Origin of the sequence: Afipia broomeae ATCC 49717 (assembly GCF_000314675.2) — a bacterium.
In the GTDB taxonomy this organism is placed as follows: Bacteria; Pseudomonadota; Alphaproteobacteria; order Rhizobiales; family Xanthobacteraceae; genus Afipia; species Afipia broomeae.
Genome location: NZ_KB375282.1, coordinates 165,621 through 179,201, shown reverse-complemented (window position 1 = coordinate 179,201; position 13,581 = coordinate 165,621). Strand labels below are relative to the sequence as shown.

General features: G+C 62.2%; 14 protein-coding genes. 7 read left to right on the top strand and 7 right to left on the bottom strand.

The window, feature by feature from the left end; all coding sequences use genetic code 11:
• Positions 1 to 4: 4 nt before the first annotated feature.
• From HMPREF9695_RS00920 to HMPREF9695_RS00900, 5 genes are all read right to left on the bottom strand, one after another.
• Positions 5 to 985, bottom strand: coding sequence for an SPFH domain-containing protein (locus HMPREF9695_RS00920; RefSeq protein WP_006018873.1), 981 nt, complete (start codon positions 983 to 985; stop codon positions 5 to 7).
• Positions 986 to 1,171: 186 nt separating this feature from the next.
• On the bottom strand, positions 1,172 to 2,209 hold the full coding sequence (gene hemH / locus HMPREF9695_RS00915) for a ferrochelatase (RefSeq protein ID WP_006018872.1): 1,038 nt from the start codon (positions 2,207 to 2,209) through the stop codon (positions 1,172 to 1,174).
• A 49-nt stretch (positions 2,210 to 2,258) separates the two neighbouring features.
• Positions 2,259 to 3,383 carry a nickel/cobalt transporter gene (locus tag HMPREF9695_RS00910; protein WP_006018871.1) on the bottom strand — a complete coding sequence of 375 codons (1,125 nt, stop codon included), beginning with the start codon at positions 3,381 to 3,383 and terminating at the stop codon, positions 2,259 to 2,261.
• Positions 3,383 to 4,030: a DUF1007 family protein gene (locus tag HMPREF9695_RS00905; protein ID WP_006018870.1), complete on the bottom strand. Its 648-nt coding sequence runs from the start codon at positions 4,028 to 4,030 to the stop codon at positions 3,383 to 3,385. The genes HMPREF9695_RS00910 and HMPREF9695_RS00905 overlap by 1 nt, the downstream gene beginning before the upstream one ends.
• A gap of 12 nt (positions 4,031 to 4,042) precedes the next feature.
• A complete protein-coding gene (locus HMPREF9695_RS00900) occupies positions 4,043 to 6,127 on the bottom strand; it encodes a M3 family metallopeptidase (RefSeq protein WP_006018869.1) in 2,085 nt (694 codons plus the stop codon).
• Between the two features lie 130 nt (positions 6,128 to 6,257).
• Here HMPREF9695_RS00900 and HMPREF9695_RS00895 point away from each other — a divergent pair, with 130 nt between their 5' ends.
• From HMPREF9695_RS00895 to HMPREF9695_RS00865, 7 genes are all read left to right on the top strand, one after another.
• Complete coding sequence (locus tag HMPREF9695_RS00895; protein WP_006018868.1) at positions 6,258 to 6,518, top strand: hypothetical protein; 261 nt, start codon at positions 6,258 to 6,260, stop codon at positions 6,516 to 6,518.
• Between the two features lie 633 nt (positions 6,519 to 7,151).
• Positions 7,152 to 8,294 carry a type III PLP-dependent enzyme gene (locus HMPREF9695_RS00890; protein ID WP_006018867.1) on the top strand — a complete coding sequence of 381 codons (1,143 nt, stop codon included), beginning with the start codon at positions 7,152 to 7,154 and terminating at the stop codon, positions 8,292 to 8,294.
• Between the two features lie 166 nt (positions 8,295 to 8,460).
• Complete coding sequence (locus HMPREF9695_RS00885) at positions 8,461 to 9,063, top strand: GNAT family N-acetyltransferase (RefSeq protein ID WP_006018866.1); 603 nt, start codon at positions 8,461 to 8,463, stop codon at positions 9,061 to 9,063.
• Positions 9,064 to 9,136: 73 nt separating this feature from the next.
• A complete protein-coding gene (locus tag HMPREF9695_RS00880) occupies positions 9,137 to 9,523 on the top strand; it encodes a RidA family protein (RefSeq protein ID WP_006018865.1) in 387 nt (128 codons plus the stop codon).
• A gap of 289 nt (positions 9,524 to 9,812) precedes the next feature.
• Entirely contained in the window at positions 9,813 to 10,289 is a 477-nt protein-coding gene (locus HMPREF9695_RS00875; protein WP_245258689.1) for a GreA/GreB family elongation factor, read from the top strand.
• Between the two features lie 11 nt (positions 10,290 to 10,300).
• Positions 10,301 to 10,705 carry a nucleoside diphosphate kinase regulator gene (gene rnk, locus HMPREF9695_RS00870; RefSeq protein WP_006018863.1) on the top strand — a complete coding sequence of 135 codons (405 nt, stop codon included), beginning with the start codon at positions 10,301 to 10,303 and terminating at the stop codon, positions 10,703 to 10,705.
• 163 nt (positions 10,706 to 10,868) lie between these two features.
• Entirely contained in the window at positions 10,869 to 12,263 is a 1,395-nt protein-coding gene (locus HMPREF9695_RS00865) for a homospermidine synthase (protein WP_051054983.1), read from the top strand.
• Between the two features lie 75 nt (positions 12,264 to 12,338).
• Here the strand turns inward: HMPREF9695_RS00865 and HMPREF9695_RS00860 are convergent, their stop codons facing one another.
• Entirely contained in the window at positions 12,339 to 13,079 is a 741-nt protein-coding gene (locus tag HMPREF9695_RS00860; protein ID WP_006018861.1) for an acetoacetate decarboxylase, read from the bottom strand.
• A 108-nt stretch (positions 13,080 to 13,187) separates the two neighbouring features.
• Entirely contained in the window at positions 13,188 to 13,520 is a 333-nt protein-coding gene (locus tag HMPREF9695_RS00855) for a hypothetical protein (RefSeq protein WP_006018860.1), read from the bottom strand.
• Between the last annotated feature and the right edge of the window lie 61 nt (positions 13,521 to 13,581).

The window sequence follows — 13,581 nt, the reverse complement described above, 5'->3', positions numbered from 1 at the left end:
TCGATCACGCTTTCGGATTGGTGTTCGGCACGGTGGGCGGACGGCGAACTCCTGCGGCAGCGGACGTCGCGCTCTCGCCAAAGGTCGCCTTTGCGATCTCTCCGATGCCCGCAAGCGACCCGAGCATGCCGGTCGCTTCGATCGGCAGCATGATGATCTTTTGGTTCGGCGACTCCGCAAGCTGGCCAAATGCTTTGATGTACTTGTCCGCGATGAAATAGTTGAGCGAAGCGACATCGCCGCTGGCGATGGCATTGCTGACCATCTCCGTCGCTTTCGCTTCGGCTTCCGCCGCGCGTTCGCGAGCCTCGGCATCACGGAATGCAGCCTCTCGGCGGCCTTCGGCCTGAAGAATCTGCGACTGCTTGGCGCCTTCTGCGCGCAGGATTTCAGACTGCCGCTGGCCCTCGGCCTGAAGAATGTCAGCGCGCTTGACGCGCTCGGCCTTCATTTGCCGGCCCATCGCCTCGACCAGATCGTGCGGCGGAACAATGTCCTTGATCTCGATGCGGTTGACCTTGACGCCCCACGGCGAAACGGCGGCATCGACCACGCGCAGCAGCCGCTCGTTGATTTCATCGCGGTGCGACAGCACCTGATCGAGATCCATCGAGCCCATCACTGAGCGGATATTGGTCATGGTCAGCGTCACGATGGCCTGATTGAGATTGGAGACTTCGTAGCTTGCCTTGGCGGCATCAAACACCTGGTAGAAGGTGACGCCATCCACCGTGACGGTGGCATTGTCCTTGGTGATGACCTCCTGCTGCGGGATCTCGATCACCTGCTCCATCATGTTCACCTTACGCCCGACGCGGTCGAAGTAGGGAATGATGATGTTGAGGCCCGGACCCAATGTGCGGGTGTATTTACCGAACCGTTCGATGGTCCAGTCGTAGCCCTGCGACACCGTTTTCACGCCGGCAAACAGCGTGAAGATCACCAGCAGAACGAACGCGATCGCAAAAATATCGAAACCGGACATTTAAAACTCCCTGCAAATAACCCACGAAGCGCAAGACCTGAGATGCGGGCAGCCTAGCACGGGCACGCGACAACCGCTCCGTCGCTTGGTCGATTTAAGCGGGGATGCGGTTCGAAAGAGAGGAAAAGTCGCGCCTTGAAACGGGCGGGCCGGGCGATTAAATCGCGGCCGCTCAGGTCCAGCCCTTTAAATCCAGCCTTGCAGCTCGCGCAGCACGACCTGGCGGATCACATCCATGCCCTCGTCGCTGTCGTTGAGACACGGAATGGCCGAGAATTCCTGACCACCCGCCTTGTGGAAGATCTCGGCATTTTCCATCACGATCTCTTCAAGCGTTTCAATGCAGTCGGCCGCGAAGCCCGGCGTTACAACGGCAATCCGCCGCACACCGTCCTTCGCAAGCTGTTCGACAGTCTGGGCGGTATAGGGCTGCAGCCATTTCTCATACCCGAACCGCGACTGGAAGGTGAGCATCAAACTCTTCTCGTCGAGACCCATGCGCGTGCGCAGCGCATTCACCGTCGCAACGCACTGCGCCTGATAGGGGTCGCCCTTGTCGATATACGACTGCGGCATGCCGTGGAACGACGCCACGATGGTCTCAGGCTTGTAAGATAACGTCGCCAGATGACGCTCGATCGAGACCGCAAGGGCATCGATGTAACCCGGGTCGTCATAATACGGCGGCGTGAACCGCACCGTCGGCTGTGCACGCATGTCCTTGAGCGCGGCGGCAACCTTGTCCACCACCGTCGCCGAGGTCGACGCTGAATATTGCGGATAGAGCGGCATCACCAGAATCCGGTCACAGCCCTGCGCCATCAGCGCATCGATCCGCGACTTGATCGACGGATTGCCGTAGCGCATGCCCCAGTCGACAACGACATGCTTCTGATCCGCAATCGACGCAGCCAGCTTCTCGGCTTGTCCGCGCGTAATCGTCTTGAGCGGCGACTCGTTCTTCTCGGTGTTCCAGATCTTCAGATAATCCTTGGCCTTCTTGGCCGGACGAATCTGCAACACGATGCCGTTGAGAATGATTTGCCAGATCAATCCGTTGTTCTCGATCACGCGCGGATCGGACAGGAACTCGCGCAGATAAACGCGGACACCCTTCGCGTCGGCTGTGTCAGGCGTCCCGAGATTGACCAGCAGCACGCCGACGCGCGACCGCGCCGGTTGCGCGGCGGGCCGATGTGCATCGAGGGGAATGACGGCTGTCATGATTGGTCTGGCATCGCGCGTTGCAGAAATGTTGTCAAGGCGACCGGGATCAGAAACAGGTGACGCGTTCCGCGGCAATGTATCCCAGCAGCAGGCCGACGCCGAACAGCAGCACCAAGGCCGCGGCGCCAAACTCGATCCCGCGCAGCAGGATCGCCCCGCCGCCATCGCGGCCGGCAGCCATCCGGCCGGCGAGCCCCTTGGCCGATACCGCGATGATCGCGATGGCCGAGACGGTGATCGCGGTGCCGAGCCCCATCAGCAGCGTTGCCGCCACGCCGGCCCAGAACAGGCCCTGCGCCAGAGCGAACACCAGCACCAGAATTGCGCCGGAGCACGGCCGGATGCCAACCGTCAGAACCGCGCTCAATCCGCGCGACCAGCCGCCGGGGCCGGCCAGCGCGCTCGGCTCCGGGCCATGGGAATGACCGCAGTGCTCATCGTGAACATGATCCGGATGATTGTGATCATGGTGGTGGGCATGCGCGTGACCGTGGGCAACTCGCTCATGCGTATCGTGGGAATGCCCATGATCGTGATGGGCATGATCGTGACCGTGCGCATGCGCCATCGCAGGAACGAGCGGCGACGGCGCACCGCGCCATGACCGCAGCGCGCGGAAAAATCCGCCGCCTTTGCTCCAGACCAGCCGCGCACCGAACGCCGCGATCAGACCGTAGCTGGCGATTTCAATGACACGCTCAGCGCCGCACATCTGACCCGCTGTCACATTCAAGACGGCTGCGCCGATGCCGACGATGGCAATCGCCATCAGCGCCTGCATCAGGGCGGAGGCGAAGGACAGCACGATGCCACGCCTGGCCGTCTCCTCGTTGGCGACGAGGTAGGACGAAATCACCGCCTTGCCGTGTCCCGGGCCGGCCGCATGAAAAACGCCATAGGCGAAGGAAATGCCGAGCAGCGCCCACACCGCGCTGCCATCGGTCTTGGCGGCACGAATGGTCTTCGACATCTGGAGATAGAATTCGGATTGCTTGGCGAGCAGCCATCCGATGATGCCGCCGACCTGCGGCTCGGCAACGGCTCCCTTCGGAGCGCCGAACGGGTTCTGCGCCCACGCCGCATGCAGCAGGACATCAACCAGACCCGCGAGAGCCAGCGTCACAACACCGGCCATCGCGATCCGCTTCAGCATGAGACGAGAGATATCCATCAGGGGCAATCCACCGCGATCTTGTTCGCGAACATCGCGCCATAGTTCGAATTATCGCCGTTGAGGAAGGTGTCCTCGTTGAGCTTCTGCGCCTGCGCGCTGCCGTCGGTCGGACGCTGGACCGTCAGCTTGCAGGTCGCCGGGGCGCCGACCAGCGTTACCGGGTCCTTTTCGTTCAACTGAAAATCGATGAAGTAGGACGGATCGAACACCTCCAGCGCGAGCGCGGAAGTCTTGACCGGCGCCTTGAACGGCAGCGTGAAGTGCAGCGTCAGCGCCGAGTCCTTGTATTCGAGATAGTAGTCGATCGGATCGTTGAATTTTTCCTTCTTCTGGCTGCCCGCGCCGCCTGCCTTGGCGAAGGTGAAGAAGGCATATTCCTTCAGCGACTCGACATTGGTCTGCGCCAGCGGTTTCAGCTCGTCGCGGGTGTAAACGCCCTTGGTCTTGCTCTCGATGCCCTGCAAGGCATAGGTCGAGAACATGTCGTCGAAGGTCCATGCGTGACGTATGCCGGTGATCGATCCGTCCGGCGCGTAGATCACTTCGCTCTTGGCCACGATCCAGACATGCGGATGCGCCTGCGCCGCACCGGCGGTGACTGCCAGCATAGCCATAGCGAAGAAACACTGAATAAGACGACGCATCGTTATCCGGTCCTATGCGGCTTCAGGTTCGTTGAGCAGACCCCGGCGGCGCAGCAGCGCGTCGGGTTCAGGTTTGCGTCCGCGGAAGGCAATGTAGGCATCTTCCGGATCGCGTGATCCGCCCGACGAATAAATGTCGTCATGTAAGCGCTTCGCGACCGCCGGATCGAAGATGTCATGCGCTTCCTCGAACGCGCCGAACGCGTCCGCATCCATCACCTCGGACCACATGTAGCTGTAGTAGCCCGACGCATAGTGATCGCCGGAGAAGATATGACCGAACTGCTGCGGCCGGTGGCGCAACGCGATTTCGGCAGGCATGCCGATTTTCTCAAGTTCCTGCTTCTCGAACGCACGTACGTCGGTGATCGACGCCGCCGGCTGGGTGTGGAATTCGAGATCCATCAGGGCCGACGACACGAACTCCACCGTGGCAAAGCCCTGATTGAACTTGCGCGCGGCGATGAAGCGCTTGAGCAAATCCTCCGGCAACGGTTCGCCGGTCTGATAGTGCCGCGCGAACTTCTGCAGCACCTCGGGCCGTTCCTGCCAGTGTTCGTAAAGCTGCGACGGCAGTTCGACAAAGTCGGTGAACACGCTGGTCCCGGACAGCGACGGGTACATCACGTTCGACAGCATGCCATGCAGCCCGTGGCCGAATTCATGGAACAAGGTGCGGGCATCGTCGGGCGACAGCAGCGACGGCTGGCCGTCGGTGCCCTTGGAGAAGTTGCAGACATTGATGACCAGCGGCGCGATATCGCCGTCGAGCTTCTGCTGGTCGCGCAGCGACGTCATCCACGCGCCGGAACGCTTGGAGGGCCGCGCGAAGTAGTCGCCATAGAACAGCGCCTTGTGGTTGCCCATGGCGTCCTTGACCTCCCACACCCGCACGTCCGGATGCCAGACCGGGATGTCCTTGCGCTTAACGAAGGTCACCCCGAACAGCCGGGTCGCGACGTCGAAGGCGGCGTCGATCATGTTGTCGAGCGTCAGATATGGCTTGATCGCGGCGTCGTCGAAATTGGCGCGGCGCTGGCGCAGCTTCTCGGCGTAGTAGCGCCAGTCCCAGGCGGCGAGTTTGAAGTTGCCGCCCTCCTCGGCGATCAGCGCCTGCAAGGCGTCGCGATCGGCCATGGCGCGGGCACGGGCCGGCTTCCAGACCCGCTCCAAGAGGCCACGCACGGCCTCCGGCGTCTTGGCCATGGAATCCTCCAGCCGGTAGGCGGCGAAGCTCGGATAGCCGAGGATTTTCGCCCGCTCCTCGCGCAGCTTGAGCACTTCCAAGATGACGGCATTGTTGTCGTTGGCATTGCCGTTATCGCCGCGCGCGATGAAGGCCTTGTAGACCTTTTCGCGCAGATCGCGGCGGGCGGAATCCTTCAGGAACGGCTCAACGAAGGAGCGCGACAGCGTCACCACCATCTTGCCGGGCATGCCGCGCTCGTCCGCCGCAGCCTTCGTGGCGGCGACAAAGCTGTCCGGCAGGCCTGCCAGATCGTCCGCGCCCAGCTCCATGGTCCACTCCTGCTCGTCGCCGAGCAGATGGTGGCTGAAAGATGTCGCCAGATGCGCCAGCCGCTCGTTGATCTCCGCGGTCCGGGCCTTGGCGGCCTCGCTGAGGCCCGCGCCGGAGCGATGGAAGCTGGTCCAGGTCCGCTCCAGCAGCCGCGCCTGCTCACCCGTCAGATTGAGCGACGCCGCCTTGTCGCGCAGCTTCGAGACGCGGCCAAACAGCGCGGCATCCATGGAGATCGGATTCCAGTGCCGCGCCTGCTTCAGCGCCACTTCGGACTCGATCTTAAGAAGCTCGGGATTGGAGTGGGCCCCCACGAGGTCATAGAACACCGCCGACACCTTGGAGAGCAGCTTGCCGGCGCGCTCTAGCGCGGTGACGGTATTTTCGAACGTCGGCTCGGCCGGGTTCGCCTTGATCGCCTCGATCTCGGCGGAGTGATCGGCAAAAGCCTTGTCGAAGGCCGGCAGGAAGTGCTCGGGACGGATGTCGGCGAAGGGCGGCGTCTGGAACGGTGTCTGCCAGGCCGCCAGCAGCGGGTTGGTATGGGAGTCGACAGCCGTTGAGGACGCTTCTGACATGGTGAGGCCTTATTTCCAGCGATTTCCAAGGCATTCTCTATAGCATCCGGTGGGGCTTTTTTGCGCCCTTGCCGCTTGATTGACGCGCCGATTTCGCAGAGATTGCGGCCCGAAACGGGATCACAAAGTCATGAACGCCAAGAAGCTCGAAGCCAACGCCCGCGAAATCGCGTGGCCCAGCGTCATCACCGTCATCAGCGCCGCCATCCTGATCGGCGCCGAGGTGTTCGGTGCGGCCTTCGCCGGCGGCTGGGCGCTCGCGATCCTGTTCGGCCTCAGCGACACCGCCGCGCACATCGTCCAGATCGTGCTCTTCCTGATCGGCGTCGCGATCATGATCGCCTTCGTGCGCGGCGCTCAGCGCGTCGAGCCCTTCACCCGCAAGATCTGAGATTCCGGCTGCGCCGCAGGCGCTTCTTGCACGCCGAAAAATTAACGCGCATTCATCTTTCTCTCAGTTCGTTAACCCGCGCGCGGCATTTCGATCACGATGCGTGGAAAGTTGTCTCGCGGGCAAAAAAAAACTTGCACCCCCGAGTCAAAACTCATATTTCACCCTTGCCCAATTTCGCACGTGCCTGTGGTCGTGTGTCAGTCGGTAGGTATCCGGACAAGAGGCCGGACAGCCGCCAAGGGACGAAGAAGCCGAGGGTCGCTTAGCTCAGACTAAGAGGCCAGCATCTCTCTCCAGAGATGCCGTTGAAGGTGACTTTGCTCCTTGCAACCGTGACTGGCAGCCGGAGGCGAACCGGCGCACCCCGCTCTCAACGGGGGACGCGACTTAAAGCAACGACGGATCGGGCTTTTTTGGTCTCTACCGGCATTCCACCGCCGGCGCGGGCTACTGAAAAGGCTTGTCCTTCATTGCCAGGTGTGCGGGCGGGAGCTTTCCCAACCAATCCACGGCAGCACAGTTTGGTCTGAGTTTTAGGCTCTGTCGCGCTTCCATCTCGCGACAAAGGCTTATCGCTCATACCGACATCATTTTTGGACGTCCCGTCGCAGGGCCGTTTGGGAGGGTGCTATGACCGATCGTATCCAGGAATTCCTGCGCAACCGCCGCAGCGAGGGCCTCGACACCGAGCCATGTCTCGTCGTCGACCTCGAGGTCGTGCGCGACAACTATCAGACCTTCGCGAAGGCGCTGCCGGACTCCCGCGTGTTCTACGCGGTGAAGGCGAACCCGTCGCCTGAGGTGCTGTCGCTGCTGGCCTCGATGGGCTCGTGCTTCGACACCGCGACCGTCGCCGAAATCGAAATGGCGCTGGCCGCCGGTGCGACGCCTGACCGCGTCTCGTTCGGCAACACGATCAAGAAGGAGCGTGATATCGCGCGCGCCTACGCGCTCGGCATCCGCATGTTCGCGGTCGATTGCTCCGCCGAAGTCGAGAAGATCGCCCGTGCTGCACCCGGCGCGAAGGTGTTCTGCCGCATTCTTTACGATTGCGCAGGCGCCGAGTGGCCGCTGTCGCGCAAGTTCGGTTGCGATCCGGAAATGGCTGTCGACGTGCTCGAACTCGCCAAGCGTCTGGGCCTGGAGCCATATGGCATCTCGTTCCATGTCGGCTCGCAGCAGCGCAAGGTGAAGGCGTGGGACCGTGCGCTGGCGATGGCCTCGACGGTGTTCCGTGACTGTGCCGAGCGTGGAATCAACCTGTCCATGGTCAACATGGGCGGCGGATTCCCGACGAAGTACCTCAAGGACGTTCCTCCGGTGGTGCAGTACGGCCGGTCGATCTTCCGTGCGCTTCGCAAGCACTTCGGCAACCAGATCCCGGAGACCATCATCGAGCCGGGCCGCGGCATGGTCGGCAATGCGGGCATCATCGAGACCGAAGTCGTTCTGATTTCGAAGAAGAGCGACGACGACGAGAACCGCTGGGTCTACCTCGACATCGGCAAGTTCGGCGGCCTCGCCGAGACGATGGACGAGTCGATCCGTTACGCGATCCGCACGCCGCATGACGGCGCGGATATGGCTCCGTGCATTCTCGCCGGCCCGACCTGCGACTCCGCAGACGTGCTGTACGAGAAGGTGCCGTACCCGCTGCCCGTCACGCTCGAGATCGGCGACAAGCTGCTGATCGAAGGCACGGGTGCGTATACGTCGACGTACTCGTCGGTGGCTTTCAACGGCATCCCGCCGCTGAAGACCTACCACATCTGATCTAGCCGGATGCGCTAGCAAAAGTGGGGACCGGTTTTGCGCCCGAGCGCATCCGGTTCTTTCGAGAAAACGGGAGCCGGTCCGCCGGCTCCCATCCCGTCACATCGCTATTTTGCTGACAACGCTCCGCGGCTGCCTTGCCGTCTGGAGTGGGGACTGACGTGCCATGACTGCTGTTTGGAAAAAGACCACTGCCCTCACCCTCGAAGCCGCTCCGTTCGCGATCCGTGCGGAACGAGCCTCGGACGTCGTTGCGCGTGAAGCGCTGCTGGATGCGAGCTTCGGCGAAGGCCGGTTTGCCCGCACCTGCCAGCGCCTGCGCGACGGACGCGCGCCCGCCGAAGGCCTCGCCTTCACGGCGGTGCGTGAGGGCCGTGTGGTCGGCACCGTGCGGTTGTGGCACGTCAGCGCCGGGGGCATCCCGGCGCTCGTGCTCGGCCCGCTGGCCGTGGATGCGCCGTGCCGCTCGCTCGGCGTCGGCGCGGCGCTGATGGAGCATGCACTGGCTGCCGCCAAGGCGCGCGGCCATGGCGCGGTGATCCTGCGCGGCGACGCGGCCTACTACGCCCGCTTTGGCTTTTCGGCCGACAAGACCGGCGAGCTTGCGCTGCCCGGCCCGTTCGAGCGCGAGCGGTTGCTCGCCGTCGAACTGCGCCAAGGCGCACTGGACGACGCCTTCGGCATGATTGTCGCCACCGGCGACAAGCTGCGCCGCCCTGCGCCGCGTGTGAACGGCAAGGCGCGAAAGCTTCTCATCCAGGCCGCTTGATTTGAGCGCAAAGACCCGGCATTGCGGGGCCTGAAATAAGCCCCGCAATTTTGCTGTTACAAGGAAACTGCCGATGTCCCGCCGCCTGATTTCATCCGGATCGCCCTTCGAGAAGATCGCCGGCTACAGCCGCGCCGTGGTCGAGGGCGACATGTGTTTCGTCGCCGGCACCACAGGCTATGACCCTGTGACAAAGGTCCTGCCCGAAGACGTGGCCGAGCAGACCCGCAACTGCTTCAAGACCATCGGCATCGCGCTGAAGGAAGGCGGCTTCGAGATGGCCGATCTCGTGCGTGCGACCTACTACGTCACCGACGCCAAGGATTTCGACGCGGTGTTCGCCGTGTGCGGCGAAACGCTCGGCGACATCCGTCCAGCCGCGACGATCGTTGCGGTCTCCGCGCTCTACAAGCCGGAAATGAAGGTTGAGATCGAGGTCACCGCGAAGCGCCGTAGCTGATAATCGATACGGCGCATGACATGTTGGCTTGCATGCGAGCCAACATGTCGCAGTTGGTGCGTTGACTTTCCTGCCGCACGCCATAGCTTAAGACCATCATGTCGAACGTTTGTAACAACCGATTGCTGCTTCACGCAGGTCGCCTTCAAACCCGAAGGTGACCCGGGCGGACGCGCGTCAGCGCCGTCCCGGGTCGTTTATCGTTCGCACTTCCCCATTCATAGAATTTTGGTCACGGGCATCGCTCGGCACATCCGTGCCGCGCGATTTCATTGTGAGGCACGTCATGATGTCGGCACCTGTTCCTCCGATCAGCATCGCGTCGGAGGACTTTTATCTTCTGAGACAGATCGCGGTTCGGGCACTCGAGGAGCGCCACCCGGTGAGCAGTTTTCTGGTTTCGGAACTGAACCGCGCGGACGTTCACGACACGGCGCCGTTGCGCTGCGTGCGTCTCGACGACTGGGTCACGTTTCGCGCCGACCAAGGAATGCCGCTGGATAGCCGTATGCTGGTTCTGCCTGCGAAATTCCGCAGCAGCCACCTGCATGTCTCGGTGCTGTCGCCGCTGGGCGCGGCGCTGATCGGTCTGCATGCCGGATCGAGCATGCCCTACGTGGGAATCGACGGTGTTCGTCACATCGTCACAGTCGAAAATCTCGACCCGCCGGCCGGCGTCGTTTCGCTGCAGCAACACCGCGCCATGAAATTCGCCGCGCGCGGCGGCGGCAACGATCCCGACCGGCCCGGTCCAACAGCAGCTTGAAGGAGAATACCATGGTGAGCCACTTGCAGCCCGAACTGCCCCCGATTTCCTTGCGCATGTGCGACGCCAATCGGCTTCGCAACATTGCCGAGGCCGCGTCCGAGAAATATCCGCAGACCACCGAATTCCTCGCACGGGAAATCGAGCGCGCAGAAATCCTGCCAGACGCGCGATTGCTGCCCGGTCTTGTCACGATGGATTCAGAGGTGACCTTCCGGGATGACATCAGCCTGCAGGAGCGAGCGGTGACGCTGGTCTATCCCGAGGCTGCCGACGTCGATGCTGGCAGGATTTCGATTCTGACCCCGATCGGTGCCGCCCTCATCGGCCTGTCGGTGGGACAGACCATCGAGTTCCAGACACCCGGGGGGCGTTGGCGCTCGCTGACCGTGCTCAGGGTTCAGCAGCCCCGATAACACGGCGTCATAAGACACCTTTATGAAAATCCCGGCGGCAAAGCACCGTTGCCGCCACGCCTGAGTTGCCGTAGTTCTTCTGCGCGGCAGCATTTCCCTGTGACCCGGAGTTCTGATTTTGAGCAAATTCCCCGTTTACGCGCGCATCACCGGCCCCATCGTCATGGTCGGCTTCGGCTCGATCGGCAAAGGCACGCTGCCGATGATCGAACGGCATCTCGACTACGACAAGTCGCGCATCACGGTGATCGATCCCAAGGATGAAGGCCGCAAGGCGCATTGCGAAAAGCACAATGTGCGCTTCATCCAGCAGGCCGTGACCAAAGACAATTACCGCGAACTGCTGACCCCGCTGCTCACCGAAGGCGGCGGCCAGGGTTTCTGCGTCAATCTCTCGGTCGATACCGGCTCCACCGATATCATGGAGCTCTGCAACGAGCTCGGCGCGCTCTACATCGACACCGTCAATGAGCCTTGGCTGGGCTTCTACTTCGACGCATCGAAGGGCCCGGAAGCGCGCTCCAACTACGCCCTGCGCGAGAACACGCTGGCCGCCAAGCGGGCTCGTCCGCCAGGCTCGACCACGGCCGTCTCCTGCTGCGGCGCCAATCCCGGCATGGTCTCTTTTTTCGTCAAGCAGGCGCTGCTGAACGTCGCCTCCGACCTCAAGCTCAATGCCCCGAAGCCGAAGACCAAGGCTGAATGGGCGGACCTGATGCGCCAGGCCGGCATCAAGGGCATCCACATCGCCGAACGCGACACCCAGCGCTCGAAGAAGCCGAAGGAGCCGGATGTGTTCGTCAACACATGGTCGGTGGAAGGCTTCCTGTCGGAAGGCGTGCAGCCCTCCGAACTCGGCTGGGGCACCCATGAAAAGTGGATGCCGGAAAACGCACACACCCACGAAGCCGGCTGCGGCGCGGCGATTTATCTGATGCAGCCCGGCGCCAACACGCGCGTGCGCACCTGGTGCCCGACCCGCGGCGCGCAATACGGCTTCCTCGTCACCCATAACGAGTCGATCTCGATCTCCGACTACTTCACGGTGCGCGACGCATCGGGCACGGTCATGTATCGGCCGACCTGCCACTATGCCTATCATCCCGCCGATGACGCTGTGCTCTCGCTGCACGAAATGTTTGGCCGCGCGGCGAAGATGCAGGAGAAGCATCACATCCTTGATGAAAACGAGATCGTCGACGGCATCGACGAACTCGGCGTGCTGCTGTTCGGCCACGACAACAATGCCTACTGGTATGGCTCGCAGCTCTCCATCGAGGAGACGCGCAAACTCGCACCCTATCAGAACGCCACCGGCCTCCAGGTGACCTCCGCCGTACTCGGCGGCATGGTGTGGGCGCTGGAAAACCCGAACGAAGGCATCGTCGAAGCCGACGAGATGGATTTCGACCGCCTGCTGGAAATCCAGATGCCGTATCTCGGCCCGGTGAAGGGTTACTACACCGACTGGACGCCGCTGACGGATCGGCCGGGTCTCTTTCCGGAAGACATCGACACCAGCGATCCCTGGCAGTTCAAGAACGTTCTGGTCCGGTGAACACCTGACGGATCTGGAATGTTGCAATGGCCGGGCTTGCCCCGGCCATTTGTTCTTGAGCGTCGCATCTCGCCTTTACTTCGCCAGATAGTCGAACGCGACCGTACCGAGCCCCAGCGTCAGATCGGTCTTGTAGTGAAGCGCGGAGACCACCTCCCGCACCGGCAGGCGCGCGACATCGGCGAGTGCATGGGGAAACAGGCCCAGCGCTCCCGGGCCGGTCCAGGCCTCCTTCAGCGTCACATCTTCCAGATAATAGCGGACCAGCTCGCAGATGCGTGGTGTCCCGTCCACATGCGGAATGATCTTCAGCATGAAGTTCGGCGCTGCCAGCCCCTTCACCAAAGTATCGTGGTCAAACGCGCGGTGCTTGTAGCCCATGGTCGCGCTGGCGCAGAGTACAGAACCGTAGTGCAGCGTACCGACGAGGACATCGGTCTCCACCACGAGCTTTGGTGACGCGAGCTTCTTGGGAAATCCCCATAGTTCGCGTCCGCCCGCGATCGGCGCATCATCGTCGAGATACATCGAATGGACGTAGGCGCCCTCTTCGCCCTTGAAGCGAACCGGAATCACCTGACCTGTTTCGGTGTAGTCGCCGAAGCCGGTGGAGTCGGGCATGCGGATGAATTCATACTTCACCAGATCGCCAGTCACCTCGAGCGGCTCGGGCACGACTGCCCGCAACGCCTCGGGATCGGTACGATAGGTGATGACAAAAAACTCGCGATTGAAGAAACGATAGGGCCCGGGCGGAAACGAAGGATTGGTGAGCGGCATGGCATAGGCCGTGCGCCTGACGTCATCGATTTTCATCTTTGATGCCCCATATCTGTGCGTCACATTTGTCGCGGCACAAGTATGGCTGCGGATCCAAGCGCTGGCGAGGCTCAAAAAGCGGCAAAAAGTTTCCGGCGCGATAAACTAGTTCTTGATCGGCTCACCGGTCTTTTCCGCAGGGGCGGGCGGCAGCGCGGGTTTCGCGCCCGCCTTTTGTGCGTCGGCATTCGGCCGCGCTGGTTCTGGCGCAGGCGTTGTCGGCCTTGTGCCGCCCGGCATCGATTCCGCCGGGCCATCACTTTTTCCGGCCGGAACCAAAGGCTGAGATTCCGTCGGCTGCGTTGTTTGCGCCAGATGAATCTCGCCGCGTGATGCCAGTTGCATCAGCGAAATTCCGGACAGCGTCAGACCGGCGGCGATCAGGATCGCGGACAGGATGAGATCGGTTCGATTGGCCCGCTTGTGATCAGGAGTCATCTCGGCACCCGTTGATTGCCATTGCAAGAGCCAACGGATGGTCACAACGATGGTTCCGGGA

Coding starts and splice junctions, on each gene's coding strand:
- HMPREF9695_RS00880 (WP_006018865.1), top strand. CDS start 9,137: ATGTCCCGCCGCCTGATTTCATCCGGATCGCCCTTCGAGAAGATCGCC.
- HMPREF9695_RS00900 (WP_006018869.1), bottom strand. CDS start 6,127: ATGTCAGAAGCGTCCTCAACGGCTGTCGACTCCCATACCAACCCGCTG.
- HMPREF9695_RS00910 (WP_006018871.1), bottom strand. CDS start 3,383: ATGGATATCTCTCGTCTCATGCTGAAGCGGATCGCGATGGCCGGTGTT.
- HMPREF9695_RS00865 (WP_051054983.1), top strand. CDS start 10,869: ATGGTCGGCTTCGGCTCGATCGGCAAAGGCACGCTGCCGATGATCGAA.
- HMPREF9695_RS00855 (WP_006018860.1), bottom strand. CDS start 13,520: ATGACTCCTGATCACAAGCGGGCCAATCGAACCGATCTCATCCTGTCC.
- HMPREF9695_RS00905 (WP_006018870.1), bottom strand. CDS start 4,030: ATGCGTCGTCTTATTCAGTGTTTCTTCGCTATGGCTATGCTGGCAGTC.
- HMPREF9695_RS00895 (WP_006018868.1), top strand. CDS start 6,258: ATGAACGCCAAGAAGCTCGAAGCCAACGCCCGCGAAATCGCGTGGCCC.
- HMPREF9695_RS00875 (WP_245258689.1), top strand. CDS start 9,813: ATGTCGGCACCTGTTCCTCCGATCAGCATCGCGTCGGAGGACTTTTAT.
- rnk (WP_006018863.1), top strand. CDS start 10,301: ATGGTGAGCCACTTGCAGCCCGAACTGCCCCCGATTTCCTTGCGCATG.
- HMPREF9695_RS00890 (WP_006018867.1), top strand. CDS start 7,152: ATGACCGATCGTATCCAGGAATTCCTGCGCAACCGCCGCAGCGAGGGC.
- HMPREF9695_RS00885 (WP_006018866.1), top strand. CDS start 8,461: ATGACTGCTGTTTGGAAAAAGACCACTGCCCTCACCCTCGAAGCCGCT.
- HMPREF9695_RS00860 (WP_006018861.1), bottom strand. CDS start 13,079: ATGAAAATCGATGACGTCAGGCGCACGGCCTATGCCATGCCGCTCACC.
- HMPREF9695_RS00920 (WP_006018873.1), bottom strand. CDS start 985: ATGTCCGGTTTCGATATTTTTGCGATCGCGTTCGTTCTGCTGGTGATC.
- hemH (WP_006018872.1), bottom strand. CDS start 2,209: ATGACAGCCGTCATTCCCCTCGATGCACATCGGCCCGCCGCGCAACCG.